This window comes from Amycolatopsis stemonae (assembly GCF_054781455.1).
This window is the reverse complement of sequence record NZ_BAAGUJ010000004.1, coordinates 272,499-298,857: the sequence shown is the minus strand read 5'-3', so window position 1 is coordinate 298,857 and position 26,359 is coordinate 272,499. Positions and strand designations below refer to the sequence as shown.

19 protein-coding genes are annotated in these 26,359 nt (G+C 71.1%); 9 read left to right on the top strand and 10 right to left on the bottom strand.

What is annotated here, in order from left to right; all coding sequences use genetic code 11:
* The first annotated feature begins 9 nt into the window (after positions 1-9).
* Positions 10-1,263 (top strand): class I SAM-dependent methyltransferase, encoded by a 1,254-nt coding sequence (locus ACYVLJ_RS17205; RefSeq protein ID WP_451973244.1) that lies wholly within the window; start codon positions 10-12, stop codon positions 1,261-1,263.
* Positions 1,264-1,506: 243 nt separating this feature from the next.
* The gene (locus tag ACYVLJ_RS17200) at positions 1,507-2,439 is read left to right on the top strand and encodes an acyl-CoA desaturase (protein WP_460439335.1); all 933 of its coding nucleotides are present in this window, start codon (positions 1,507-1,509) and stop codon (positions 2,437-2,439) included.
* A 16-nt stretch (positions 2,440-2,455) separates the two neighbouring features.
* Here the strand turns inward: ACYVLJ_RS17200 and ACYVLJ_RS17195 are convergent, their stop codons facing one another.
* Positions 2,456-3,439: an endo-1,4-beta-xylanase gene (locus tag ACYVLJ_RS17195; protein WP_460439334.1), complete on the bottom strand. Its 984-nt coding sequence runs from the start codon at positions 3,437-3,439 to the stop codon at positions 2,456-2,458.
* 103 nt (positions 3,440-3,542) lie between these two features.
* Between ACYVLJ_RS17195 and ACYVLJ_RS17190 the strand changes: the two genes are divergently transcribed.
* Complete coding sequence (locus tag ACYVLJ_RS17190) at positions 3,543-4,613, top strand: LacI family DNA-binding transcriptional regulator (RefSeq protein ID WP_451973248.1); 1,071 nt, start codon at positions 3,543-3,545, stop codon at positions 4,611-4,613.
* A gap of 7 nt (positions 4,614-4,620) precedes the next feature.
* Here the strand turns inward: ACYVLJ_RS17190 and ACYVLJ_RS17185 are convergent, their stop codons facing one another.
* Genes ACYVLJ_RS17185 through ACYVLJ_RS17170 form a run of 4 tightly spaced genes read right to left on the bottom strand, consistent with a single transcriptional unit; the run spans position 4,621 to position 10,693 of the window.
* On the bottom strand, positions 4,621-7,596 hold the full coding sequence (locus ACYVLJ_RS17185) for a glycosyl hydrolase 115 family protein (protein ID WP_460439333.1): 2,976 nt from the start codon (positions 7,594-7,596) through the stop codon (positions 4,621-4,623).
* 15 nt (positions 7,597-7,611) lie between these two features.
* A complete protein-coding gene (locus ACYVLJ_RS17180; protein ID WP_451973252.1) occupies positions 7,612-8,436 on the bottom strand; it encodes a carbohydrate ABC transporter permease in 825 nt (274 codons plus the stop codon).
* Positions 8,436-9,407, bottom strand: a complete 972-nt coding sequence (locus tag ACYVLJ_RS17175) for a carbohydrate ABC transporter permease (RefSeq protein ID WP_451973254.1) — start codon at positions 9,405-9,407, stop codon at positions 8,436-8,438. The genes ACYVLJ_RS17180 and ACYVLJ_RS17175 overlap by 1 nt, the downstream gene beginning before the upstream one ends.
* Positions 9,404-10,693: an extracellular solute-binding protein gene (locus tag ACYVLJ_RS17170; protein ID WP_451973256.1), complete on the bottom strand. Its 1,290-nt coding sequence runs from the start codon at positions 10,691-10,693 to the stop codon at positions 9,404-9,406. Before ACYVLJ_RS17170 ends, ACYVLJ_RS17175 begins: the two co-directional genes overlap by 4 nt.
* A 134-nt stretch (positions 10,694-10,827) precedes the next feature.
* Here ACYVLJ_RS17170 and ACYVLJ_RS17165 point away from each other — a divergent pair, with 134 nt between their 5' ends.
* The 6 genes from ACYVLJ_RS17165 (at position 10,828) to ACYVLJ_RS17140 (ending at position 19,608) form a co-directional block, all read left to right on the top strand.
* Positions 10,828-11,838 (top strand): LacI family DNA-binding transcriptional regulator, encoded by a 1,011-nt coding sequence (locus ACYVLJ_RS17165; protein WP_460439332.1) that lies wholly within the window; start codon positions 10,828-10,830, stop codon positions 11,836-11,838.
* Positions 11,839-11,867: 29 nt separating this feature from the next.
* Positions 11,868-14,165, top strand: coding sequence for a beta-glucosidase family protein (locus tag ACYVLJ_RS17160; protein WP_460439331.1), 2,298 nt, complete (start codon positions 11,868-11,870; stop codon positions 14,163-14,165).
* Positions 14,162-15,376, top strand: a complete 1,215-nt coding sequence (locus ACYVLJ_RS17155) for an SGNH/GDSL hydrolase family protein (RefSeq protein WP_460439330.1) — start codon at positions 14,162-14,164, stop codon at positions 15,374-15,376. Before ACYVLJ_RS17160 ends, ACYVLJ_RS17155 begins: the two co-directional genes overlap by 4 nt.
* Before the next feature lie 263 nt (positions 15,377-15,639).
* Entirely contained in the window at positions 15,640-16,440 is an 801-nt protein-coding gene (locus tag ACYVLJ_RS17150; RefSeq protein WP_460439329.1) for an Asp23/Gls24 family envelope stress response protein, read from the top strand.
* Positions 16,441-16,807: 367 nt separating this feature from the next.
* A complete protein-coding gene (locus tag ACYVLJ_RS17145; RefSeq protein WP_460439328.1) occupies positions 16,808-18,646 on the top strand; it encodes a nitroreductase family protein in 1,839 nt (612 codons plus the stop codon).
* Positions 18,643-19,608, top strand: coding sequence for a 3-oxoacyl-ACP synthase III family protein (locus ACYVLJ_RS17140; protein WP_460439327.1), 966 nt, complete (start codon positions 18,643-18,645; stop codon positions 19,606-19,608). The genes ACYVLJ_RS17145 and ACYVLJ_RS17140 overlap by 4 nt, the downstream gene beginning before the upstream one ends.
* On the opposite strand, the gene ACYVLJ_RS17135 is transcribed toward ACYVLJ_RS17140, so the two are convergent.
* The 5 genes from ACYVLJ_RS17135 to ACYVLJ_RS17115 form a co-directional block, all read right to left on the bottom strand.
* Positions 19,593-20,141: a dihydrofolate reductase family protein gene (locus tag ACYVLJ_RS17135; RefSeq protein ID WP_451973270.1), complete on the bottom strand. Its 549-nt coding sequence runs from the start codon at positions 20,139-20,141 to the stop codon at positions 19,593-19,595. The genes ACYVLJ_RS17140 and ACYVLJ_RS17135 overlap by 16 nt on opposite strands.
* A 66-nt stretch (positions 20,142-20,207) precedes the next feature.
* A complete protein-coding gene (locus tag ACYVLJ_RS17130; RefSeq protein ID WP_460439326.1) occupies positions 20,208-23,282 on the bottom strand; it encodes a helicase HerA domain-containing protein in 3,075 nt (1,024 codons plus the stop codon).
* A complete protein-coding gene (locus ACYVLJ_RS17125; protein WP_460439325.1) occupies positions 23,282-23,965 on the bottom strand; it encodes a hypothetical protein in 684 nt (227 codons plus the stop codon). Before ACYVLJ_RS17125 ends, ACYVLJ_RS17130 begins: the two co-directional genes overlap by 1 nt.
* Complete coding sequence (locus tag ACYVLJ_RS17120) at positions 23,962-25,593, bottom strand: KGGVGR-motif variant AAA ATPase (protein ID WP_460439324.1); 1,632 nt, start codon at positions 25,591-25,593, stop codon at positions 23,962-23,964. Before ACYVLJ_RS17120 ends, ACYVLJ_RS17125 begins: the two co-directional genes overlap by 4 nt.
* Before the next feature lie 3 nt (positions 25,594-25,596).
* Positions 25,597-26,163: a TIR domain-containing protein gene (locus tag ACYVLJ_RS17115; protein ID WP_460439323.1), complete on the bottom strand. Its 567-nt coding sequence runs from the start codon at positions 26,161-26,163 to the stop codon at positions 25,597-25,599.
* Positions 26,164-26,359 lie beyond the last annotated feature (196 nt).

Here is a 26,359-nt window from a genome sequence, read left to right as displayed (position 1 = left end):
GGAACGAACGTGACCACAGTCGGCGCAGTTTTCGAGCGGCTCCTCGGCCCCCGCGCCAGCGTGTCGATCACCGCCTACGACGGCAGCAGCAGCGGCCCGGCCGACGCGCCCGTCGCGATCCAGGTGCGCTCGCCGCTGGCCCTCGACTACCTGATGTCCTCGCCCGGCGACCTCGGCCTGGCCCGCGCGTACGTCGCGGGAGCCCTCGACGTCTCCGGCGACCTCTACACCGCGTTGCACGCCCTCTCGTCGCAGGTCGACCAGCTCAGCCCGGCCGACCGCGTGTGGCTGCTGCGCAAGCTCGGCCCCCGCCACCTGCGGGTCGTCAAGCCGCCCGCCGAGGAGCACCCGAGCCGGTTCCGGCGCGGGATGACCGCGCTGCGGCATTCGAAGGGCCGCGACAGCGAGGCCATCGCCAGCCACTACGACGTGTCCAACCGCTTCTACGAGCTGGTCCTCGGCCCGTCGATGGCCTACACGTGCGCCGTGTTCCCCGAGGCGGACTCGTCGCTGGAGGAAGCGCAGGCGCACAAGTTCGACCTGGTCTGCCGCAAGCTGGGCCTCGAACCCGGGATGCGGCTGCTCGACGTCGGGTGCGGCTGGGGCGGGATGGTCGCGCACGCCGTCCGGCACTACGGCGTCCAGGCGCTCGGCGTCACGCTCTCGCGCGAGCAGGCCCAGTGGGCGCAGAAGAACATCGTCGCCCTCGGCCTGGCCGACCGCGCCGAGATCCGCCACCTCGACTACCGGGACGTCACCGAGACCGGGTTCGACGCGATCTCGTCGATCGGCCTGACCGAGCACATCGGCGCCCGCAACGTGCCCGGGTACTTCCGGTTCCTCGCGGAGAAGCTCAAGCCGCACGGGCGCCTGCTCAACCACTGCATCACCAACCCGGACACCAGCGTCGCGCACCGCTCGCGCGGGTTCATCGACCGCTACGTCTTCCCCGACGGCGAACTCGAGGCGCCCGGTGAGCTCGTCACGGCCATGCACGACGCCGGGCTCGAGGTGCGGCACTCGGAGAACCTGCGCGAGCACTACGCGATGACCTTGGCCGGGTGGTGCGCGAACCTCGACGAGCACTGGGACGAGGCGGTCGAGGAGGCCGGAGCCGGGCGCAGCCGGGTGTGGGCGCTCTACCTCGCGGCCTGCCGGCTGGCCTTCGAGCGGCGGGAGATCGAGCTGCACCAGATCCTCGGGGTGCGGACCGACAGCGAAGGCGGGATGGGCATGCCGTTGCGGCCCGACTGGGGCGTCTGAGCCCTCGGCCCGCGGCCACACTGCGGATTCACAACGATCCGGTAACGTAGGACCGGTCGAGAGCTCCCCGCACGCCGGCGTCCAGCCGGCTTCGCTCTCGCCGGTGGCCTTCGAGCCCGTGCGCCGACAGGAGCGGCGACGGGCCCGGCCACCCGCAGACCGCTGATCGCCGGGTGTTCCCGCTCCCCGGCGCCCCGCGCCGTGGACCCGTCCCGCGCGCGGTGACCTCGAAACGAGTGATGCATGACCGCGTCCGTCAAACCGTCCCGACCGGCCCCCAAACCCGTGCTCTCCGGCCGGCAGTCGATCGCCGAGCTGATCACCATCCGCACGTTCCTGCTGGTCCCGTTCCTCGCGCTCGCCGCGGCCGTCCCGGTGTTCTGGGGCTGGGGCGTCAGCTGGCTCGACCTGGCGATCGGCGGCGCGTTCTTCGTGGTGTCGACGCTGGGCATCACCGTCGGCTACCACCGCTACTTCACGCACGGCGCGTTCCGCGCGAAGCGGGCGTTGCGGATCGCCCTGGCCATCGCCGGTGGCATGGCGGCGCAGGGCCCGGTGATCGGCTGGGTCGCCGACCACCGCCGCCACCACGCCTTCTCCGACCGCGAGGGCGATCCGCACTCGCCGTGGCTGTTCGGGACCTCCGCGGTGGCGCTCGCCCGCGGCTTCTGGCACGCCCACATGGGCTGGCTCTTCGGGCGCGACAAGACCAACATCGACCGCTTCGCGCCCGACCTCGCCGCCGACCGCGACATGCGGGTCGTCGACCGGCTGTTCCCCCTGTGGGTCGCCGCGAGCCTGCTGCTCCCGCCGCTGCTCGGCGGGCTGATCACGCTGTCGTGGTGGGGCGCGCTGACGGCGTTCCTCTGGGCCGGTCTCGCCCGGATCTCCTTCCAGCACCACGTGACGTGGTCGGTGAACTCGATCTGCCACATGCTCGGCGAACGGCCGTTCACCAGTCGCGACCGCTCGGCGAACTTCTGGCCCCTGGCGATCCTGTCGATGGGCGAGTCCTGGCACAACACCCACCACGCGGACCCGACCTCGGCCCGCCACGGCGTGCTGCGCGGCCAGCTCGACGTCTCCGCCCGGGTGATCTGGGCGTTCGAAAAGCTCGGCTGGGCCTGGAACGTCCGCTGGCCCACCGCGAAGCGGCTCGCGGCCCTCGCCCGCTGAGCCGCCCGCGGCCCGGTCAGGGGTTGATGCGGAGGTAGGCCGGCTTCGGGCGCAGGTTCTCGTCGAACAGGCACGCCGCGCCCTCGCCCGGGAAGACGCCCGGGACCCACGAGTGCCGGTCCGTGAAGCCCCAGGTCGTGAACTCGACGCACCGCCGGACCGCCTGGCAGCCGTCCCACAGCTGGTCGAAGTAGCTCGCCTGCGTGTCGAGCTTCGCCGCGTCCGGCGGGGTCGGGATGCGGACGTCCGCCTCGGTGATCGCGACGTCCACCCCGAGCTTCGTCAGGCGGTCCAGGTTGGCGCGGTACTCCGCCGGGAAGCCGTACTGGATGGACAGGTGCGCCTGGACGCCGACCCCGCCGATCGGGACGCCCTGCCGCCGCAGCGTCTTCACCAGGTCGTAGACCGCGTCGCTCTTCGGGTTGCGGCCTTCGATGTTGTAGTCGTTGAGGTACAGGGTGGCCGAGGGGTCGGCGGCGTGCGCCCAGCGGAAGACGTCCGCGACGAAGCCGTCGCCGAGCTTCTGCCGGAAGACCGTGTCACGCCGGGTGCCGTCTTCGTTGAAGATCTCGTTGACGACGTCCCAGGCGCGAACCTTTCCCCTGTACCGCTTGACTTCCGTGGTGATGTGGTCGCGCAGGACGCGGCGGAGCTCGTCGGCCGGGAGCGCGGCCACCCAGTCCGGGAGCTGGGAGTGCCAGACCAGCGTGTGGCCGCGGACGGTCTTGTGGTGCTGCTGCGCGTAGCGGACGATCGCGTCGGCGCCCGACCAGTCGTACTGCCCGCGCACCGGCTCGACCACCCCCCATTTCATCTCGTTTTCGGGAGTCACGTTGTCGAATTCCCGGGTCAGCACGGCCCGGTAATCGGGTTCCGATGCGAGGTAGGCCGCACCCACCGCGCTGCCCACGTAGCGATGGGTGATGTCTTTCAGCGGAACGGACGCCGACGCCGCCGGCGCCTGCCACACCGCAATACCCGCGACGGCCGCAACCGCCACCAGAGCACGTTTCAGCGCAATTCCACGCACCATCTCATTCCCTTCGTTCAGCGAAAGTTTCGAAGCGTGTCAAACCGGGTTTCGATGATTTAGAATCTCCTTCATGACAACGAAGTCCGAGGATCTCGAGCCGGCCGCGTCCCGGGTCACCATCGCCAGGATCGCCGCCGAGACCGGAGTTTCCGTGCCGACCGTCTCGAAGGTCCTGAACGGACGGCCCGACGTCGCCGAAAGCACCCGCGCCCGCGTGGAAGCGGTCATCGGGAAATACGGCTACCGCCGCCGCGCGGACGAACGATCGCGGCGTTCCCGGCTCCTGGAACTGATGTTCCACGAACTCGAAAGCACCTGGGCCCTCGAAATCATCCGCGGGGTCGAGTGCGTTGCCCGCGAAAACGGAATGGCGGTCGTCCTCGCGGAATCGTCGGGACGGCACACGCCCGGCCAGAGCTGGCTGGAAAGCGTGCTCGCCCGGCGGCCGGTCGGCATCGTTTCCGTGTGCTCCGACTTCACCGGCGGACAGCTGGCGAAGCTGAGAGCCCGCGACATCCCACTCGTCGTGGTCGACCCGGCGGGCGCGCCCGGGCCGGAGACGCCCTCGATCGGGGCGACGAACTGGCAGGGCGGGCTGACCGCCACGAAACACCTGGTGGAGCTGGGGCACCGCCGGATCGCGATGATCGGCGGGCCGGACGGGGTGCTGTGCAGCCGCGCCCGCATCGACGGCTACCGCACGGCGCTGGAGACGGCCGGGCTGGCGTTCGACCCGGCGCTGGTGCGCCGCGGCGACTTCCACGTCCGGTCCGGCTACCGGGAACTGGCGTCACTGCTCACCCTCCCCGACCGGCCGACGGCGGTGTTCGCGGGCAGCGACCTGCAGGCCCTCGGCGTGTACGAGGCCGCGCGCGACGCGGGCCTGCGGATCCCGGACGACCTGAGCGTCGTCGGGTTCGACGACCTGCCGGTCGCCCGCTGGCTGACCCCGGAGCTGACGACGGTCCGCCAGCCGCTGCAGGAGATGGCCGCCGCCGGGGCCCGGCTGGCGATTTCCCTGGCCCGGGGGACGCACCAGGAGAGCCACCGGCTCGAGCTGGCGACGAGCCTGGTGGTCCGCCAGAGCACGGCGGCGCCGGCCCGCCAGGTCCGGGAAGCGCTGACCAGCGGGGCGAAGTAGGCCCGGCTCATCCCGGCCACCGCATGCTCTCCGGCGGCCCGAGGTAGCTCGGCCGCAGGCCGCCGGTGTCGACCACCAGCTTCCGGACGACCACGGCGGGGTCGACCATCCAGACCTTCAGCACGTGCGGGCCCGGCGCGCCCACTTCGTGCCGCGTCGAGGTCAGGTTCACGTTGTCCGAGGTGGTGCGTTCCCACGGGCGGTTCATCGTCAGGTCGTCCGCGCCCGTGGCCTTCGTGATGTTCACGACCTGCGGTGCGGCGTCGTCGAAGGACACCGCGTAGCGCAGGCCGTCGCCCTGCAGGACGTTGCTGCGCGGCGCAAGGTAGGCCCAGACCGTCAGCGGGCCCGCCGTGAACAGCGTCATCCGGAACTCCAGCCGTGGCCCGGCCCCCGGCGTCCGGCTCGCCGCCGTCACCGGGAACGGCGTCATGCCGAGATCGGCGATCCGGCGCCAGGACGCACCCGGAGCGCCGACGTTCGCGCTGCAGTGCGAGGCCTCCATCGACACGTATCCCCCGGCTTCGACGAACCCGCGCCGCCAGGACGACGGCACCGGCGGATTCCGGACGACGGCGTCCACCACCACCGATGCACCCGCACCCGTCACCGTGACCGGGACGGTCGTGGTGCCCTTCGGCGCCCGGGCCCAGTCGATCCGGACGGTCATCCGCAGCTCCTCCTCCACCCGGCCGCCGCGCGGCTCGACCAGTACCCAGGGAGCACCGGCGGAAACGGTGCAGCGGAACGGTGTCCGGCCGCGGTTGAAGACGTCGACGTACTGCGGCGGCGCCGTCTGGTACGGGCTGAACTCCGGCAGCGCCGGGCGTCCCGGAGCGCCCGGCCACGCCTCCGCCGCACCGTCGACGGCAACCCCCAGCGACGCTTCGGAAGGCGGCGAAAGCCGCTTCACGGCCGGGAAGATGACGTCCGGGAGCGCGACGTTGTTCAGCTCGGGCTGCTGCCACGGCGCGTTCGGGCCGTAGCGCGCGACGTCGCCGTAGTCGATGTGCGGCTGGGTCTGGAACCCCTTCCACTTGCCGCCCGCGATGCCCGTGTTGTACTTCTCGGCCAACGCCAGGTCGTCGGCGAAGCGCGCTTCGGTGACGTCGGCGAGCCCGTTCGCCGAGGCGCGTCCCTGCGCCGCGTACAGCAGGTTCGTGAACTCGGCGCGCCGCAGCGCGTAGAGGTTGGCCGACGCCGTGACCTCGTACAGGACCAGCTCGTAGAACGCGTCCTGACAGGCGGTGGGCACCCGCGCCGCGAGGCGGGACGCCCGTGCGGACAGCTCGTGCCACTCGTCGGTGACGCGGTCCAGCTCGCGGTAGTCGACCAGGCTGAACGGCGAGGCCTGGTCGTCGTAGGTGATCACCCCGGCGGCGTCCACGGTGATCAGCCGGTTCAGCAGCTCGGGCTTGCGACGCGACTGCAGCCGCCCGTAATCGTGCAGTACTGCGGCGATGTCCGATGCCAGCGCGGCGCCGAAGTTCGTGGCCGCGAACTCACGTTCCCATGTGGACAGTCGCGTGCCGGGCAGTGCCGAAGGGTCCCAGGCGTAGTCGAGGAAGAACTGCAGCGGCAGCTCGTTGCCCTTCAGGTCGCCGACGTTCGCGACCCACAGCCGGTCGTTCCCGTACGCCACGGCCTGGTCGAGCTGCTCCCACGTGTTCGCGAGCAATGCCGTGTCGACCCACTTGTAGTTGCGGCCGCCGCCGACGTAGTCGAAGTGGTAGTACAGCCCGTAACCGCCGGGGTGCGGGGGCAGCGACAGATCCGGGTGCTTGCGGATGTTGCCCCAGTTGTCGTCGGTGAACACCACGATGACGTCGTCCGGCGGGCGCAGGCCTTGCGCCCAGTAGCGCTGGACCTCCTTGTACAGCGTCCAGACCTGCGGGACGTCGGTGCTCAGCTCGCGGGCCAGGATGTCCCGCTCGGTGGCCAGGATTTCGCGCATCAGCTCGATGCCGTCGCCGTCGGGCAGGCTGACGTCGCCGTTGCCGCGCATGCCGAGCGTGACGACGCCCTCGAAGCCCTCCCTGGCCATCCGGCGGATGCCCTCGGTCCAGTAGGCCTTGATCGCCTCGCCGTTGCGGCGGAAGCTCCACTCCCCCGTGCCGCCGTACGGGTCGTGCCCCGGCGTCGCGTGCCGGTTCCACTCTTCGATGCCGCGCATCATCGGCGCCTCGTGCGAGGTGCCCATGACGATGCCGTATTCCTGGGCCGTCGCGTGGTTGAGCGGGTCGTCCTCGGCGAACGCACGGCCCCACACGGCCGGCCACAGGTAGTTGGCCCGCAGCCGCAGCATGGTCTCGAAGACCTTGGCGTAGAAGTTCCGGTTGAAGCCGCCCGGATAGCCGGGTGCGAGCCCCGGCCCGAAGTACGCCGGCGCCCACGTGCCGAGCGCCGGGTTCTCGTCGTTGATGAAGAACCCGCGGTACTTCACGTGCGGCGTGCCCAGGCTGAACCGCTCGCCCGGGAGGTGCAGCTCGGCCCGCCGCGCGGGCGGGACGTCGGCCCACCAGTACCACGGCGAGACGCCGATCCGCCGCGAGATCTCGTAGACGCCGTAGATCACGCCGCGCTGGTCGCTGCCGGTCAGCACCAGCTGCCCGCCGACCACCTGGCTCAGCGACGTCTCCCACTTCCCGGCGACCTCCCGGACGTCGAGGCGGCCGGCGGCGACCAGCGAGTCGACCGGCGGACTGTGGCCGAGCGTCCCGACCAGCACCACCGGCCCGTCCGCCGGGACCACGTCCGAGACAGCCGGCCGGACCCCCGTCACGCGCTCGACGTCGGCGGCCAGGTCGCCCGCCACCCGCCGCACGCCCGGCAGGTCGCCGGGGCTCACGACGATCGTCGCGGCCGTTCCCCGCGACACCAACGGAAAGCCCGTCCCGGCCGAGGCCGCATCCGGCACGGCGGACCCCGCCCCGGCCAGCGCGAGCAACCGCAAGAAGGCACGGCGATGGACCTCGGACGGCACGGCAGACCTCCTGAGTCAGCCCTTCACGGATCCGGTCAGCCCGCCGACGATGCGCCGTTCGGCGAGCACGAAGAACGCGAGCGCGGGGATCATCGACAGCGCGGTGAACGCGAGCACCCGCGCGGTGTCCTGGGAGTACTGCGACTGGAACGACGCGACGCCGAGCGGGAGCGTGAAGTGTGCCGCGTCGTTGAACACCAGCAGCGGCAGCAGGTAGGCGTTCCAGCTGGTGACGAAGGCGAGCACGGCGACCGTCGTCAGCGCGGGCGTCGACAACGGCAGCAGGATCCGCCAGAAGAACCCGAGCCGGCTCGCGCCGTCGAGGACGGCGGCGTCCTCGAGCTCACCCGGGATGGCGTGCATGAACGGACGGAGGATCACGATCGTCACCGGCAGCGAGAAGGCCGCCTCGGGAATCGCCACGCCCCAGAAGCTTTCGAGCATGCCGAGCTGCCGCAGCCACAGGTACAGCGGCAGCGTCGCCACCGTGAGCGGGAACAGCAAGCCGAGCGTGAACAGCGTGTACAGCGCTTCCCGGCCTTTGAACTGGTACCGCGAAAGCGCGTACCCCGCCATCGAACCCAGGCCGACGGCGACCGCGGTCGCGATCACTGCGATCAGCGCGCTGTTGCCGAGGAACGTCCAGAACGCGCTCGAGCCCAGGACCGCCGCGTAGTTGTCCGTGACCCACGGGCCGGGCAGCCCGGCCGGGTCGGAGTTGATCTGCGCGTTGGTGCGGAACCCGCCGAGCACGACGAACAGCAGCGGCACGATCGTCACGCCGAGCACGACGATCGCCGCGAGGTACCCCGTCGCCATGCCGAACCGACGGCCGCGCATCAGCCCACCATCCTCGTCAGGGCGCCCTCGGTGTCACGGCGGAGCGCGAACCGCTGGTACAGCAGGGCGAACACGAAGCAGATGACGAAGAGGATCACCGCGACGGCGGAGCCGAACCCGAACTCGTAGCGCTTGAAGCCGTGGTCGACGAGGTAGGTCGCCATCGTCGTCGACGCGTTCGCCGGCCCGCCCAGCGTCATGATCCACACGACGTCGAACAGCTGCAGCGAACCGATCACCGACAGGAAGACCCAGATCCGGATGGTCGGCCCCAGCAGCGGCAGCACGACGTGCCGGGTGGTCTGCCAGGCCGACGCGCCGTCGAGCGCCGCGGCTTCGCGCAGCTCGGCGGGCACCCCCTGGAGCCCGGCGAGCAGCAGGATGATGCCGAAGCCGATGTACTTCCAGGTGATCACCGCGAACAGCGTGTAGAGCACGATGCCCGGGTCGGCCAGCCACTGGTGGACCAGGCCGCCGAGGCCCACGCCCTGCAGCACTTGGTCGGCGAAGCCGGACGGCTGCAGCATGAGCACCCAGATCACCGCGGTGATCGCCTCGGACAGGACGTACGGCGCGAAGACCAGGGCCCGCAGCACCGCGCGGCCCCGCAGCTTCCGGTTGAGCAGCATCGCCAGCCCGATCGACAGCGGCAGCTGCACCACGATCGACAGCCCGGCGATGATCAGGTTGTGCACGATCGCGCCCTGGAACACCGAGCCGGTGAAGGCGTCGACGTAGTTGTCGAACCCGATGAAGTCGTCCAGCGGGCCGAAGCCGTTCCACTGGAACAGGCTGTAGAACGCGGCGATCCCGATCGGCACCAGGACGAAGCCGGCGAACAGCAGCAGCGCCGGCCCCAGCAGGAACGCGAGCTCGAGCCGTTTGCCCAGGCCGGAGCGTCGCGCCCGGGGGCGCGACGCCGGTGCGGGCGGCCGCGCCGCCGCTCGCACCGGCGTCGTCGCCGTGGTCACTTGTTGCCCGCCGCGGCCTGGTTGACGGCGGTGACGATGCCTTCGGGGGTGCCCTGGCCCGCGAACATGTTGGCCACGGCGTCGTTCAGCGCGGCGCCGACCGCGGTCGGGAACGCCTTGTCGAAGTACATCTGCAGGTAGGGCGCCTTGATGCCGTAGTCGTAGACCTGCTTGAGCGTGTCGGTCTTCAGCGACTTCGCGGCGACGGCGTTGACGGGCAGGCCGGCACCCTGCGCGGCGATCTGCGTCTGGATGGGCTCGGTGTTGAGGTAGGAGAGGAAGTCCGCGCACGCCTTCGCCGCCCGGCTGGTGCAGGCGAACCCGTCACCGCCGCCGAGCACCGCCGCCGGGTCGCCCTGCCCGCCCGCGACCGACGGGAACGGGAACCAGCCGACCTTCGAGTCCAGCTGCTTGTCCTCGGTCAGCGACGACATCGTGCCGGGTTCCCAGTCGCCCTGCAGCTCCATCGCCGCCTTGCCGTTGGCGACCAGGCCCGCGGAGCTGCCCGCGCCCTGCTGGGCGGGCGTGCCGGCGAACCCCGTCTGGAACGGTTGCGTGGCCAGGAAGTTCTTGAGGTCCTGCCCGGCCTTCGTCCAGCACGGGTCCTCGAGCTTGACCGCCTGGACCGACTGCTTGAGCACGTCGGCGGAGCACTCGCGGACGGCGAAGTAGTTGAAGTAGAACGCATCCGGCCAGCGGTCCTTGCCGCCGACCGCGATCGGCGCGATGCCCTTGGCCTTCAGCTGCGAGACGGCGGCGTCGAGGTCGTCCATCGTCTTCGGCGGCGTGGTGATCCCGGCCTGCTGGAACAGGTCCTTGCGGTACCAGAACCCGACGAAGTGCTGCTCGAACGGGACGCCGTACTGCTTGCCGTCGACCTGCCAGTTCTCGGCGAACTTCCCGGCCCCGGAGATCCACGCCTTGGTCGCGTCGGTGATGTCGGCGACCTTGCCCGACGTCACCTGCGACTTCAGCTCGCCGGCGCCCCAGGACTGGTAGACGTCCGGCGGCTCGGCGCCCTGCAGGGCGAGCGGGACCTTCGTGGTGAAGTCCTCGTTCTGCAGCGGCTGGGCCTTGATCGTGACGTCGGGGTGCGCCTGGTGGTAGTCGGCGACGACTTTCTCCCAGATCGTCTTCAGCGGGTCTGTGGTGCCGTTGTGCCACCAGGTGAGGGTGACCGGGCCGCTCGGCTGGGCGGGCGTATCGCTTCCCCCGCACGCCGAAAGCGCGAGCGGAACGACGGCCGCGAGAGCGGCGAGAACGGGGATCCGGCGTTTCGCAAACATCGTGGGTCCACTCCTGACGACTTCGGCCGAGTTGGACGGGGCGTGACAGCGCCCGGGTTGGCGAAGAGTCTGCACCTGGGGCAAATCGGATGTCAATCGTTGTCGATAACGTTTTACATGGCTAGTCTGAGCCGATGCAGCCCAGTTCGAGGGTGACCATCCGTGACGTCGCGGCCCGGGCCGGCGTCTCGGTGGCCACGGTGTCCAAAGTGATCAATGAGCGCTACGGCGTCTCCGCCGCGACGCTCGCGAAGGTCCGCGCGGTGATCGAAGAGCTCGGCTACGAGGCGAGTCTCGTGGCCCAGAGCCTGCGCAACCACCGGACCAACGTGATCGGGATCCTGGTCGCCGACCTCGAACCGTTCTCCACCGAGCTGCTCAAGGGCGCCGCGGACGCCATCCGCGGCAGCGGGTTCGAGCTCGTCGTCTACTCCGCGGGCGGGCGCACCGGCGACCCGGCCGGCTGGGAAAAGCGGTACCTGTCCCGGCTTTCCGGCACGCTCGTCGACGGCGCCGTGCTGGTCACGCCGGCCGTCTCGCTGGAAGCGGTACCGGGCACGCCGGTCGTCGCGGTCGACCCGCACACCGGCCCGTCGCACCTGCCGACCATCGACTCCGACAACCTGCGCGGCGCGCAGCTGGCCACCGAGCACCTGCTCGAGCTGGGCCACCGGCGGATCGCGTTCCTCTCCGGCCGCCCCGACCTCGAGTCGGCCGAGCTGCGGAAAGCCGGTTACCTGCGGGCGTTGGAGGCCGCGGGCGTGCCGGCCGACGAGAGCCTGATCCGGATCGGCGCCTACGACCCGGAGGTCTCGGCGGCGTCGGCGCACGACCTGCTCACCGGCCCGGACCGCCCGACGGCGGTGTTCGCCGCCAACGACATCTCGGCCATCGCGACCGTCGGCGCGGCCCGTGAGCTGGGCCTTTCCGTGCCCGACGACCTGTCCGTGGTCGGCTTCGACAACGTCCCCGAGTCCGCGCTCTGCAGCCCGCCACTGACCACAGTGGACCAGCCGATCCGGGAGATGGGCCACCGGGCGATCAGCATGCTCATCGCGCTGATCAACGGCGACGAGGTCGAGCGCACCCACGTCACCCTCGACACCGGCCTGGTGGTGCGGCACTCGACCCGCGCCCTCTCCTGACCATTCCCCCAGCAGAAGGGCGGAACGCCTTGACCACGCAGCCCACCACGGCGCCCGAGCCGTGGCGCGACCCCGCGGCCGACCCGGGCGAACGCGTCCGCGCCCTGATGGGGCGCATGACCCTGCGCGAGAAGCTCGCCCAGCTCTACGGCGTCTGGGTCGGCATCGACTCCGGCGGGGAGATGGCGCCGCACCAGCACGACTTCGTCGGCGCCGCGGTCGACCTCGACGACCTGGTCCGCCACGGCATCGGCCAGCTCACCCGCGTGTTCGGCACGCGGCCGGTCGAACCGCTGATCGGCGCGCACAGCCTCGCCCGCACGCAGCGGCAGATCGTCTCCAGCAACCGCTTCGGGATCCCCGCCGTCGTGCACGAGGAATGCCTCACCGGGCTGGCGGCCTGGCAGGCGACGATCTACCCGGCGCCGCTGTCCTGGGGCGCGACGTTCGACCCGGACCTGGTGCGCCGCATGGCATCGCGCATCGGGCGGAGCATGCGCGCGCTCGGCGTGCACCAGGGCCTGGCGCCGGTCCTCGACGTCGCGCGCGACCTGCGCTGGGGCCGCGTCGAGGAGACGATCGGCGAGGACCCGTACCTCGTCGGGACCATCGGGAGCGCGTACGTCGCCGGGCTGGAGTCGGCCGGCGTGATCGCGACGTTGAAGCACTTCGTCGGCTACTCGGCTTCACGCGCCGGGCGCAACCTGGCCCCGGTCTCGGCCGGCCCACGCGAGATCGCGGACGTCCTGCTGCCGCCGTTCGAGCTGGCGCTGCGAGCCGGCGCGCGGTCGGTGATGAACGCCTACACCGACACCGACGGTGTCCCGTCCGCCGCCGATCCGGCGCTGCTGACGGACCTGCTGCGCGACACCTACGGCTTCGACGGCACGGTCGTCTCCGACTACTTCTCCGTGGCGTTCCTGCACCGGCTGCACGGCGTCGCGGCCGGCCGCGCGGACGCCGCGGGGCAGGCCCTGACCGCGGGCATCGACGTCGAACTGCCCACCATGGACTGCTACGGCGAGCCACTGCTCGCCGCGGTGGAGGGGGGTGCGGTCGACGCCGCCGCCGTCGACCGCGCCCTCGAACGGGTACTGCGCCAGAAGTGCGAGCTCGGCCTGCTCGACGCGGGCTGGGCGCCGGAGGTGCCCGAGACGGTCGACCTCGACGACGCGGCCTCGCGGACCTTGGCTCGCGAGGTGGCCGAGAAGTCGATCGTGCTGCTGCACAACGACGGGACGCTGCCGCTCTCCCCCGGCGCGCGCGTCGCCGTCGTGGGCCCGCGCGCGGACACGCCCGGCGCGATGCTCGGCTGCTACTCGTTCCCGCTGCACGTCGGCGTCCACCACCCCGACGTCCCGTTCGGGGTTTCGGTGCCGACCGTGGTGGAAGCGCTGCGGTCGTCGTTCGACGTCACCTACGCGCTGGGCTGCCCGGTCACCGGTGGCGACGACGACGGGATCGCGGAAGCGGTCGCGGCGTGCGCGGACGCGTCGGTGTGCGTCGCGGTCCTGGGTGACCGGGCCGGGCTCTTCGGCGGCGGGACGTCCGGGGAAGGCTGCGACGCGGCCGATCTGCGGCTGCCGGGGCGGCAGGAGGAGCTGCTCGAAGCATTGCTCGCGACGGGCAAGCCGGTGGTGCTGGTGCTGCTCTCCGGACGTCCGTACGAGCTGTCGCGGCAGATCGGCCGGCTGGCCGCCGTGGTCTGCGGCTTCTACCCGGGCGAAGAGGGCGGCCCGGCACTGGAAGGTGTCCTCAGTGGACGGATCAACCCGTCCGGGCGGTTGCCGGTGAGCTTCCCGGCGGCCGGGGCGAGCCAGCCGTCGACCTACCTCGCGGCGCCGCTCGGCCGGCGCAGCGAGGTCAGCACGGTCGACCCCTCGGCGCTGTTCCCCTTCGGCCACGGGCTGTCCTACGCGCCGGTGACCTGGGCCGACGTCAGCGCGACGGGCTCCCTGTGGCCGACGGACGGCGTCTGCCGGGTCCGGGTGACCCTGCGCAACGACCACGCGCGGCCGGCGTCCGAAGTGGTCCAGGTGTACCTGCACGACCCGGTGGCGGAGGTCGCGCGGCCCGAGCGCCAGCTGATCGCGGCCCGGCGGGTTTCGGTCGAGCCCGGCGCGACCGTCGTCGTCGACATCGGGCTGCACGCGGACCTGACGTCGTACACCGGCCGCGCGGGCCGTCGCCTCGTCGAGCCCGGCGACGTCGAACTGCGCGTGGGGACGTCGAGCGAGCAGGTCGTCGCGACCCTGCACTGCACGCTGACCGGGCCGCGCCGCGAAATCGGCTTCGAGCGGGTGATGACGCCGGAGTTCGGGTCGTGAGACGCACCTGGGCGATCTCGGGCCTGGTGGTCTTGACCGCGTTGTTCGCCGGAGCGTCCGGGCGGCCGCCGTCGGTGCGGTGGGTGGCGACGTGGACGGCGATGCCGCAGCTGACCGAGCCGTCGAACCTGCCGCCGGCGCCGTTCACCGGCACGGACCGCGTGCTGGACAACGCTTCGCTGCGGCAGACCGCGCACGTCTCGGTCGGAGGTCCCCGGATCCGGCTGCGGTTCTCCAACGCGTTCGGCGGCTCGCCGCTGCCGATTTCGGCCGTCACGGTCGCGCGCCCGGTCGACGGGCGGGCGGGGGTCGCGGCGGTCGTGCCCGGCAGCGTGCTCCCGGTGACCTTCCACGGCAAGCCGTCGACGACGGTCCCGATGGGCGCGCAGGTGGTGTCGGACCCGCTGCCGTTCCCGGTGCGCGCGTTCGAGAACATCACCGTGACGACCTACCTCGCGCACGGCCAGAGCACGCTCGCGATCACCTCCCACCCGGGCTCGCGCACGACGACCCACCTGATCGCGGGCGACCGGGTCGCGGCGCTCGACCTCCCGGGCGCGACGCCGGTCGACCACTGGTACTTCTTGAGCGGCATCGAGGTGCTCTCGCCCGCCTCGGCGGTCGCGGTGCTCGGCGACTCCCTGTCGGACGGCCGCGGCTCGACGACGAACGGCAACGACCGCTGGCCGGACGTGCTGGCGTCACGCCTGTCGTCGGCGGTGGTCAACGAAGCCGCGGGCGGCAACCGGGTCCTCCAAGACGGCCTGGGCCCGAACGTGCTGGCCCGGTTGGACCGTGATCTGCTGGCGCCGAGCGGGGTTTCGCGGGCGATCCTGTTCGAGGGGATCAACGACATCGGCACGGCCACCCCCGCGGCCGCCGCGTCGACCGCCGCGGACCTGATCGACGCCTACGACCAGATCCTGACCCGGGCCCACGCGGCCGGGATCCAGGTCTACGGCGCCACGTTGACGCCGTTCGGCGGCAACGCCGGCTACGACGCACCCGAACGGGAGGCGGCGCGGACCACCGTGAACGCGTGGATCCGCGGCCATTTCGACGCCGTCCTGGACTTCGACCGCGTCGTCCGCGACCCCGCTTCCCCGACGCGCCTGTCGCCGTCGTTCGACGTCGGCGACCACCTGCACCTCACTCCCGCCGGGTACCGGGCCTTGGCCGAGAGCATTCCGGCGCACCTATTCCGGGAATGACCGGAAGAATGTCCAGGCGTCGGAAAGTGGACAATTCCTGGACGCCATTCCGCGACGGGCGTCACCGATCGCTGACCTCCGCCTGACACACCGTGATCACAGGTCCAGTCAACCCGGAGAGCGTTAACTCGGGCTGAATATCTGTTGGGACACAAGCGAGTCTCGAACCCCGGGGCCCTGTGACGGGGATCATGGCTTGCCCCTATCATGTCGCCGTCTGCTCGTCCCCCATCCGCAGTCGACGCTCCCGAAAAGGGGAAATCATGTCCGACGTCATCAACAGCATCTTCGGCCGCCCCAAGAACGAAAACCCCAGCTCCGACGGGTACGGCTACGGCTCCCCCGCGCCCGAAGCCGCCGTCGCGGAAGCGGCGCCCGCCGAGACCACCACCGAGACCGACGAGGCGGCCGCCGTCGTCGAGGAGACGGACTCCGCGCCCGAGGCCGAAGCCGGCACGGAGGTCGCCGAGGACACCGAGAGCGACGAGGACAGCGCGGAGGCCACCGACGAGGACGCCGAAGAGTCCGAGGACGACACGGCCGAGGTCTCCGACGAGACCGACGAGACCGATGAGGACGACGAAGCCGGCGAGGACGTCGCCGAGGCCGAAGAAGCGGACGAGGACGAGCCGGTCGCGGTCACCGAAGAAGCCGAAGAGGACTCGGCCGGGGAAGAAACCGAGCCGGTCGCGGTCGCCGAGGAGACCGAGGAAGCCGACGAGGCCGCCGAGCCGGTCGCCGAGACCGACGCGGCCGAGGCCCGGCCCGCCGCGAACCTCCGCGGCACCACCACGGTCGCCGACGGGGTCGTCTCGAAGATCGTCACGATGGTCGCCGGCAAGGCCGAGGGCGTGCACAGCCTCGGCGAGGACATCACGGTCGAGCTCGACGGCGAGGTCGCGTCGATCACCGTTCCCCTCGTCATCGAGTTCGGGCACGCGGTCAAGGCGCTGGGCGAGCAGATCCGCGTCGAGGTGATCGAGGCCGTCGAGCAGTACCTGGCCCTCGACGTCGAGGTCGTGCACGTCCACGTCACCGACATCCACTTCCCGGACGCCGCCTGACCCGCGGCGGTCGGCGCCCGGTCCCGGGGCACCCCCGGGACCGGGCGCTCTCCCCCGCCGGGGTGAAGCCGCCGCGCGAATCCTGTTCGCAGCCGCGGCCACGCCGGTCTTTCCTGTCGCGTTCAGAGATCATCACGCCACTCCATCGAGTGCCACGCCGTGATGATCTTCACCATTAGCGGTCATTTCGCATCACGCGGCGTCAATTTCGCCTGTGGGTAAAGGATTTCCGGGCCACCCGCTCCTGCCCGGCCGAGGCCGGTCACCGCTGCTAACGTTCGCGCCGCCCTGGTCCGGACCACCGGCCGGGCCCTTCGCACGGGCGGCTTTCCGGTGCCGCCCGGTACTTCCGGAGAAATGGCGACACTTGACCCCCCTGAACCACCCCGGCCCCCGCACGCCGTGGTCCCCCGCGCCGGACGCGCCCGACTGGCACGTCACCGCGTTCCTCGGCCCCCGGCCGGGCGACGGCGACCACTCGATGCTCGACGCCGTCCGCGAGCTGCGCGCCCGGATCCTGTTCGACCACGGCCGCCGTCCCGCGTTCCGCCGCGCCGACGGCACCCACGCCGACGACCAGGACCTCGACTTCGGTGCCTGGCACTTCATCGCCCGGCGCAGCCCGGGCGGCCCGCCGCTGGGGTACATCCGGCTGTCCACACCGGACACCGGCACGCTCTTCCAGTCGCGGGACTTCCTCGGCGGCACCGCGTACGAGGAGCTGCTGTCCGCCGAAGGCTTCCCCACCGGGGACGTGTTCGAACACAGCAGGCTCGTCGTCGAGCACCGCGCCCGGAAGCTGGGGCTCGGGCTGTACCTCAACGCGCTCGCGATCGGCGCGGCCCACCACCTCGGGGCGCGGGCGATGATCGGCACGTCCGGCACGAAGGACGGCCAGGACCGGTTCCACGAGCGGTTCGGCTTCCGGCCGGTCCGCGGCACCCGCCGGTACGTCCCGCAGTACACCGAGGACGTCGTGATCATGCTGCACCGCGTCGCCGACGGCGGCGGGCAGTACCACGAACTGGTGACCCGGCTGCGTGACGAGTTCCCGGTCATCGCCGCCGCGGCGCCGGTCTTCTCCGCACCGGCAGTCCCCGGCGGGGCGCCGGCCCGGCCGGGCGGCGCCGCGCCGGACCGCGACTCGTGGCGGCCGGTGCTGCACACGGACGCCGGCGCGCTGAACGCGCTGCTGGAGTCCGGTGCCGTGCGCGAAGTGCACGACACGATCGACGACCAGCTCGCGGAGCTGGTCCGCAGCCGCGAACCGGCGTGCCGCGACGCCGCCGGGATCGAGCGGAAGAAGCGCGAGCAGCTGGCGGGCGCGGCGCCGTGGGAGTACGGGACGTGGGCCTGGTACCCGTGGTCCGGGCGGCTGGTGCACGTGCTGCCACGTGAAGAGTTCCGGCTCGTCCGCACCGACCGCAACCGTGGCCGGATCGAGCGTCCCGAGCAGCGGCGGCTGTTCGGCAAGCGGATCGGGATCGTCGGCCTGTCGGTCGGCAACAGCGCGGCGCTGACGTTCGCGCTCGAAGGCATCGGCGGTTCCTTCCGGCTGGCCGACTTCGACGGCTTCGGGCTGTCGAACCTGAACCGGCTCCGCGCCGGCGTGCACCACCTCGGGGTCAACAAGGCCGTGCTCACCGCGCGGCAGATGGCCGAGATCGACCCCTACCTCGACATCGAAATCGAGCGGGCGGGGCTGACCCCGGAGACCATCGAACGGTTCTTCGCCGGCGGGCTCGACCTGCTCGTCGAGGAGTGCGACACGCCGTGGGGGAAGATCGCGGCGCGCGAGTACGCGCGCGACCTCGGCGTCCCGGTCGTGATGGACTGCAACGACCGCGGGATGCTCGACGTCGAGCGGTTCGACACCGAGCCCGACCGGCCCCTGCTGCACGGGCTGCTCGGCGACGTCAAGTCGGTGGACCTGCTCGACCTCGGGCCGCAGGAGAAGATCGACCTGGTCCTCGCGATGGTGGACGCGGACCGGATCAGCCCCGAGCTGGCCGCGTCGTTCGGCGAACTCGGTCGCACGCTGAGCAGCTGGCCACAGCTGGCGTCGGGCGTCGCGCTCGGCGGGGCCCTGTGCGGCGAGGCGGCCCGGCGCATCCTGCTCGGGCGGCCGTGCGAGTCGGGCCGGTTCTACACCGACCTCGACGAGCAGCTGCGGCCGTCGCGCAACGTCTACGGCGGCCCGGCGTGAGCGCGCTGGCCGTCCCCGTGGCGATCGCGGGCACCGGGGTGCACCTGCCGCCGCAGGTCGTGACCAACGCCGAGCTCGCGTCCACACTGGACACTTCGGACGAATGGATCGTCAGCCGCACCGGCATCCGCGTCCGGCGCCGCCTGGCTCCGGACCGGGCCACCTCGGACATGTGCGTCGCGGCGGCGCTCCCGGCGCTGGCCGCGGCGGGCGTCGCGGCCTCGGATGTCGACGCGATCATCGTCGGGACGTACACGTACGACCAGCCGCTCCCGTCGACGGCACTGATCGTCAAGGACCTGCTGCGGGCGGACCGGGCGCTCACGCTCGACGTCACGCAGGCGGCGTGCGCGAACGGCGTCCAGGCGCTGTTCCTGGCCGCGCACCTGCTCCAGACGTCGGCGGCCCGGACGGTGCTGGTGGTGGCCGCGGACTGCGCGTCCCGGGTGACGGACCCGCGGGACCGCACGACGAGGGTGTTCTTCGGCGACGCGGCGGGCGCGGCGGTGCTGACGCGGGGTTCGTCGGCGGACTCCGGGCTCCTGGGCTGGGACTTCGGCGGGGAGCTGTCGTACGAGGTCGAGATCCCGGCGCCCGGCGAGTACCTGAAGATGAACGGCCGCGCGGTCTGGGACACCGCGACCCGCTGCCTGCCGGACAGCATCCTGCGAGCGACCGGCGACGCGGGTGTCCCGGTGGAGGAGGTCACGCACTTCTTCCTGCACCAGGCGAACCTGAACATCATCACCGCGGCGCTCGACAAGCTGGGCATCCCGCACGAGCGGGCCCCGATCACGGTCGGCGAGCTGGGCAACACGGGCTCGGCGGGCGTGTTCACGGCGTTGCACGAGCGCTTCGGCCCCCGCGCGGTGGCGGCCGGCGACACGTACGTGGTGTCGTCGATCGGCGCGGGCTTCCAGTGGGGCACGCTGTGCTTCCGCCACGGTCACTTCACCTTGTAGCGCAGGTGGAGGACGTCGCGGCCGGATAGCTGCCGGGTGAGTTCCAGCTCCGCGGGCGTGCCGTCGAACAGGCGGCGCCCGGCGCCGAGGAGAACCGGGACGAGCTGGATCTCGATCTCGTCCAGCTCTCCCGCTTCGAGCAACGCCTTCGCGGCGCCGGCGCCGTGCACCATCACGCCCCGGTCGCCGGCCGCGGCGCGCGCTTCTTCCGCTGCCGCCTTGACGTCGGTGAAGAAGCGCGCGCTGCCGGGCGGGGTGTCGTCCGGGTCGATCCGGTGGGTGAGGACGTGGATCGGGACGCCGTCGTGGTGATCACCACCCCAGCGTCCGGCCAGCTCGAAAGTCCGCCGGCCCGAGATCAGCGCACCGGTGGCGGTCGCCTCGGCGTATACCTGCGCGCTCGGCCCGTCACCGAACCGGTCGTCGAGCCAGTCGAACAGGCGAAACCCACCGCGCCCCATTTCCTGCCCCGGACGGTCGTCCGGCCCGGCGACGAAGCCGTCGAGGGACATCGACATGTACAGGCGGATCATGGGGCCTCCTCGGTCAGGGATCGTTTCACCCCTGCGTCGAACGGGCCCCGCGCGGATCGACAGCCCTCACTCGCCGGTTTCGCGGGCCCGGGCGATCACCTCCTCGAGCCGCAGCGGGCTGGCCGGGTGGTGCGAGAGGCACAACGGCGTCGCGACCTGCCGGAACCCGAACGCTTCCCCGGCGACGTAGAACTGGGCCCGCTCCAGCCGCGAGATGTCCGCGACGGGACTGCCTTTCGCCCGCGCCAGCTCGTTCGCCGCCGCGATCTGGGCCGGGCTGTTCAGGCGGCCGAAGAACTGCGTCATGGCGTTGCCGACGACCTGGTTGTGCAGGCCCTTCGGCGCCTGGGTGGCGAAGAGCAGTCCCAGGCCGTACTTGCGGGCCTGCGACGCGAGGACGATCGTGCTGCGCGTACTCGCCGTCAGGCTGCCCGACGCCGCGAGGGTCTGCGCTTCGTCCATCACGAACAGCGCACCGAGCGGCCGGTCGCCGGCGGGGTTGCGCTTGACCCACGCGAAGAGCTCCATCTGCAGCTGGTTGACGAAGTTCTGCCGCTGCTCTTCCGCCTGCAACCCGACGAAACTGATCACCGAAACCCGGGCCCGCTTGCCGTGCCCCGGGGTGAGCAGGACGCCCGGGTCCACCGGGCTGCCGCCGCCCGCGAAGAGCGGGTCGTTGACCATCGCGGCCTTGAGCACCTCGGCCAGGCCGGCGGCGATGCGCTTGGCGTCGTTGAGGTTGCTGACGTCGTCGGGCAGGTCGGTGAGCAGCTCGATCAGCTCGGGCAGGCTCCGCGACCCGGTCCGCGCATACCGCTCGACGGCTTGCCGCAGCACGGCCAGGCCGATGTTCGTCTTCGCCGTGCTGCCGGTCAGCCGCGCCTGCGGCGCCAGCGTCGCGACGGCCACCTCGACCGCGGCGGCGAACTCGTCGGAGTCGTCGAGAACACCACCGAAGTCCGGAAGCGGCTGGAAGGCCAGCGGCCGCCCGGTGGCCCGCCCCGGCGTCCACACGACGACATCGGTCTCGGCGAGGTACCGCTTGGCGAGCTGGGCGTCCTCGGGCCCCCAGCCCTCGGGCGGCGTGGGCCAGGCATCCCCGAGCCGCGAAAGGTCGTTGTTCGGATCCAGGACGATCGCGGAGACCCCCAGCAGAGCGCACTCCTCCACGATCCGCCGCAGCAGCACGGTCTTCCCCGAACCAGACCCTGCAAAGACCGCGGCGTGCTTGCGAAGGGCGGAAAGCTCGATCCGCACGGGCTCCCCCGAGCCGACGACGGTCCCGAGCGTGATCTCCCCGTCGCCGGGTGGCGGGTGAGTCCCTTCGGCAGGCTGCCCCGACGGCTTGTCGGGCAGGACGGCGGAGAGCAGATCCGACCGACTGGCCGGCCGGCGGTCGATCAACCACTCGTGCAGCTCGCGGCCGCCGTTGCCGAGCATCTTCTGGAGGGCCCAGAAGGTGCGGACGTCGGCCTGGCTCGGCGGGATGGTCTTGCCGCCGGCCGTGGTGAACTTCGCGACCTCCTCACGAGTCTTGGCTCCCCGTCCCCAAGCGTCTCTGAGGATGACGAGATGCCGGTTGTCCACTCCTTGCCGTTGGCCCGCCGCCGAGCGGGCCTTGCGGAACCGGCTCAGCGCCGCCCGCGGGTCCCGGGCCGCGATCACCCGGAACGCCCAGTGCTCCTGCAGGTCGGCAGCCTCGTCGAGGGTCCGGGTGAGCCAGGCGTGTACTTCGCTCCGCCCGTTCTGGCGCTCGCACGACCATTCCATGTCGTCGTCCCCGACTTCGGTGACCCAGCAGCGCAGCGCGGCGGAAAGCAGGTCCGGCATGGCCTTGTCCACGGTCTTCTCGGCGAGCAGGGTGCCGGGATCAGCTTCCGCCTGCAGCTTCTCGAATTCCGCGTCGAGGTCCGCGAACCGGTCGCTCTCGACCGCGGCTCGCACCGGAACGACCGGCACCGGGGACTTTTCGTCGAAGGAGACGAGTTCCTGAACCTCGCCGGCGCGCAGGCAAAGTTCGATGTGCGCGCCGATGCGCTTCAAGAGCTGACGCGGGGTCCACTGCTCCCAAGGTTCGGCGAACGCCTCGGGCGCGACGGGCCAAGTCGGGTGCGGCGGGGTGAACCCCATGGCCTCGTACGCCACTCCCAGCCGTTTCGCCACCAGTGCCCGGCCGACTTCGGCATCGACGATCCGTCCGAGCGTGACCGACTCGCGAAACCGGTCGGGCACGGTCCCCGCCGCCTTCCGCTTGAGCTGGTCCCACGTGCTGGGCAGGCAGGCCAGTACGGTGAGCGTCTTCCGCGTGACTTCGCGCAGCCCCATCAGCCCGTCGGCGATCTGCGCCACGAGCACGTCTTCCTCGGCCGAGTCCCCGACTTCGCGGATGAGCTTCGTAGACCGTGACACGAGGGTGTCGAGCTGGTCCACGGCGATCACCACGGGACCGGTCAGGGCCAGCAGGCGGGTGATCTCCTTCACGAGGACACGGGCCGGTTTCGGCTTCGAATAGATGTTCCACTGCCGGGCTTCGGGCGTGAGCTGCTCGTCGCCGTCCAGGAAGTCTTCTCCGACGTACTTGGCACCCCGGTCCCGGCTGGCGATCAGCACCAGAGCTCGTGCGGTGTCCCCGCATTCGTCCGCGACCATCTCGTCCAGGGACGCCACTCCGTCGACGAACGCCTCGACGTCGTTCGCGGTCAGCCCGCGCCCCCGGCGGATCCTCTCTTCGACTTGGGCATCGACGTGGGCTCGCAAGCAGACGCGCAGGAGGAACCGCTTCAACTGCGAGTCGCCCGAGTCGTCCGGCCGGGCCAGCCCTCGGCGCAGTGCTTCGGCGATGTTCTCCCAGAACGCTTCGGCCGCGGTGACGTCGCCGAGGAAGAAGTAGCCCCGCGCACGGTGTACTTGTCGCCGGACGAGGCCGAGCAGGTGCGTCTTGCCGACTCCCTTCAGCCCGCGCAGGACGAGCCCGATCGGGCTGGGGCCGTCGCTGGTCACGGCGTCGCGGATACCCGTGTCGAGCGCGGCGAGGGCGTCGGCGTGCAAACCGTCCACGTGGTACGGCGAGTCCACCCAGATGTGGTCGGGCGTGTCCGCCCAGTCGAAGCTGAGCGCTGCCAGTGCCGTCAGCTCGTCCATCACAACGCCTCGATCGACAGCAGGTGGTTGTCCTCCCCGCCGATGCGGATCGCCGCCTTGTGATCGGCCGCGGTGAGCGCCTTGCGGTTGTCTTCGGGGACGAGGTGCACCTTGCCGGCACTGCTCAGCTTCTTGAGCACGGCGTCGACCTCCGCCGCGGGCGCGCCGAGCTTCGGGCGGAGGTCCACCAGACCGACCCAGCCGCGCGGTTCCGTCACCAGCTCCCGGTAGGCGACCCGGATGCGGGTTTCGAGGTCGCCGGTCGGCGTGGTCTCAGCAGGGAGTTCGATCGCGGGTTTGCTGGTGGGCTCAGTAGTGGCGGGTTCGCTCGTCGAGACGAAGACATCGAACAGGCGCAGATTCCGGCTGCGTCGGAAATCGTCGAAGCGGCCGAGAACGACGTAGAGCGCCGAGCAGAGAGTGCTCTGCGGCCGGGGCGGCGGAGGGGTCCGCGCCCCGACCTCCTTCTCACACCACGCCCATCCGCCCTCGGTCAGCTCGTTCACGAACGCACGACCGACCCTCTTGCTGGTGATGTACCCGCCGTCCTCCAGCTGCGTGCGTTCCTTGCCCGTGAGTGAGAAGCCCACGAGCTCCTTCAACTCCGGGTTGGGCACCTCACGGCCCAGCACCATCAGCGTGAACATCGCCGCGGTTTGTTTGTGTCCCAAGCGGTCCGTCATCCGAGATCCTTCCGGTGGTTCGGTTTCGTCGTGGTCTGGGCGCGGGCGTCCAGCGCCCGGAGGAGCCAGTCGATCGACCGGCGGGTCTGGGCTGGTGCCGGGTGGCCGTCGCCGTTCGGGGTGCGGGGTTTGATCGCCACCGCCAGGTCCGCTGCGAGGTCCGCCGTGCGTGCGCCGTCGCCGGCGCCCACCGCCGGCTGCAGGGCCGTGATCAGCTCGTCCACCAGGTCCCAGCGGGAGGGGCGCAGCCGGGCGCCGCGGGCCTGGTCGAGCAGCGCCGCGAGGTCGACGTCGTCGTCCGTTTCGAACAGTGGCGTGAAGCCCTTCAGCTGCCCGACCAGGTCGCGGGCGATCTCCGCCGGACCGCGCGACGGGCTCAGCCTCAGAAAACGGAGGTTGCCGACGTAGCCGGGCAATCCCGCCGTCGGGGTGCCCGGCGTGAGGACCGGGATGACCCGGCGGTCCTGGCCGAGGGTGCGGTGCAGGAACAGCTCGACCTCGGCCGCCTGCCAGCGGCTCACCTTGCCGTCGACGAGCAGGCACAGGTGACGCGCGTCGTCCTCCGCCCGCGCGAGCAGGGACCGGTCGCCGGAAAGGGACTTCACCACGCGGGTGTCGAGCTTGCCCAGCTCGGCGACCAGGTCGTTCCCCGCCCCGACGGCCGTCCGCGGGATGCTGACCCGCAGCTCGTGCTTGAACTCCTGGCGGCTCGTCCGCACGGCCGCCACGTAGGCGTCGCGGTTCTCCCCCAGCAGGTCGGTGCGGTCGAGCCGGCAGGCGATCACGGCCGCGACCGTCTCGAGCGCGAAGCCGATCTGGTCGGCGCTCGGCGTCTGCTCCGACAGCACCGGGAGCTGCTCGCCGAAACTCCAGTACGACACGTACGGCAGGGTCAGGTGCCGGGACATGGTCGCCGGCTCGATCGCCTGGTCCAGCCACGTCCGGTACAGCTCGGTCGTCTCGTCGACGACGATGCGGCGCCACGTCTCCGACCGGTCGTACTCTTCGCGGTTGTCGAATCGCGACAACACGGGCAGGACGGTCAGCCGCGAGCGGTCGAACGGCAGCTGGTTGCGCGCGGCGTCCGCCCGCCGGGCGGCCTCCATCGCACCGCGGATGCTCTGCCGGTTCGCCGTGAACAACACCACGAGGTGGTCCGGCAGGTGCGCCGTGCAGATCCCGCCGACGTCGGAGATGCCCGTGCGGCTGTCGATGAGCACGAAGTCGTAGTTCGACGTCCACTGCTCGCGGCACTTCTCGAGGTACTCGCCGAACCCCTCGTCGTACAGGCGTTCCCAGTCGATCGCCTGCATTTGCCCGATGTAACTGTCGTTTTCCCGGCCGGCCGCGATGAAGTCGAGCGCGCCGGCGTCCTTCAGCCGCAGGACGTGGGCCTGCGGCGCGAACCGGCCGCGCCGGAAGTCGTCGACGAGGTCCACCACGCCGCCGGTGGGACGGGCGGTCAGCCGCGGCCGGAAGTAGTCGCCGAGACCGGGGGCTTCGAGGTCCCAGTCCAGGCAGAGGACCCGGTACCCCCAGCGGGCGAGCAGCACGGCGATGTTGGCCAGCGTGAAGCTCCGGCCGACCCCGCCCTTGTAGGAGTAGAAGGTGAAGATCGCTCCGGGCATCCGTCACAACCTCGGCATCCGCGCGCGCTTCGGTGGTTCCGGGGCCGGCGTGCTGACCGGGAAGTCGGCGCGCCACTCCGGTGCTCGTTCGATCAGCTCCTCCAAGTCGACCGCGATCCGCTTGATCTCCTGGTTGAAGTCGAGGTACGCCGGCGCGGTCTGGAAGTGCTCGAACGGGTGGTTCCACTCCTGCAGGTCGCGCAGGCGACGCTCGAAGGCCCAGGCCGGAAAGTTCCTCGAGTCGCAGAAGATCACCGGGTAGATCAGCTGACGCCCGGTGCCGAGCGCCTCGCGGTCCGCCATCGAAAACCACTCGGCCAGGCACCACTCGTCCCGGAAGTACTTCGGCGAAAAGACCGGCACCAGCACGCGAGAGCGCAGCAACGCCGACTTCAGCTCGTTCGGCCAGCGGGACCCGACACGCACCTGGTCGTCGAAGAATGTCCGGACGTCCTCGAAGCGATTGTTGTCGAGCACTTCCGACAGGCGCGGGTGGAAATGGTGGCGAATCCACGCCGATATGTCGCCCGCGGCACGTTGGTAGCTGATGAAGACGTCGTACTCGTACACGCGTGCCGCCGCTCCTCCACCGCTCCCCACCAGGCGGAAGTCATCCTAGATCGACCGCGCGCCGCCGAAGAAGGCGAGAAACCTGACAGATTCTGGACAATAACTGGCCACGCCGGAAGTCTCGGAGAGAATGCTATCTTGACAAATCGAGAAGCCACGGATAGAACGCGAAGCGTTTCCGGAATGCCGATCGCCG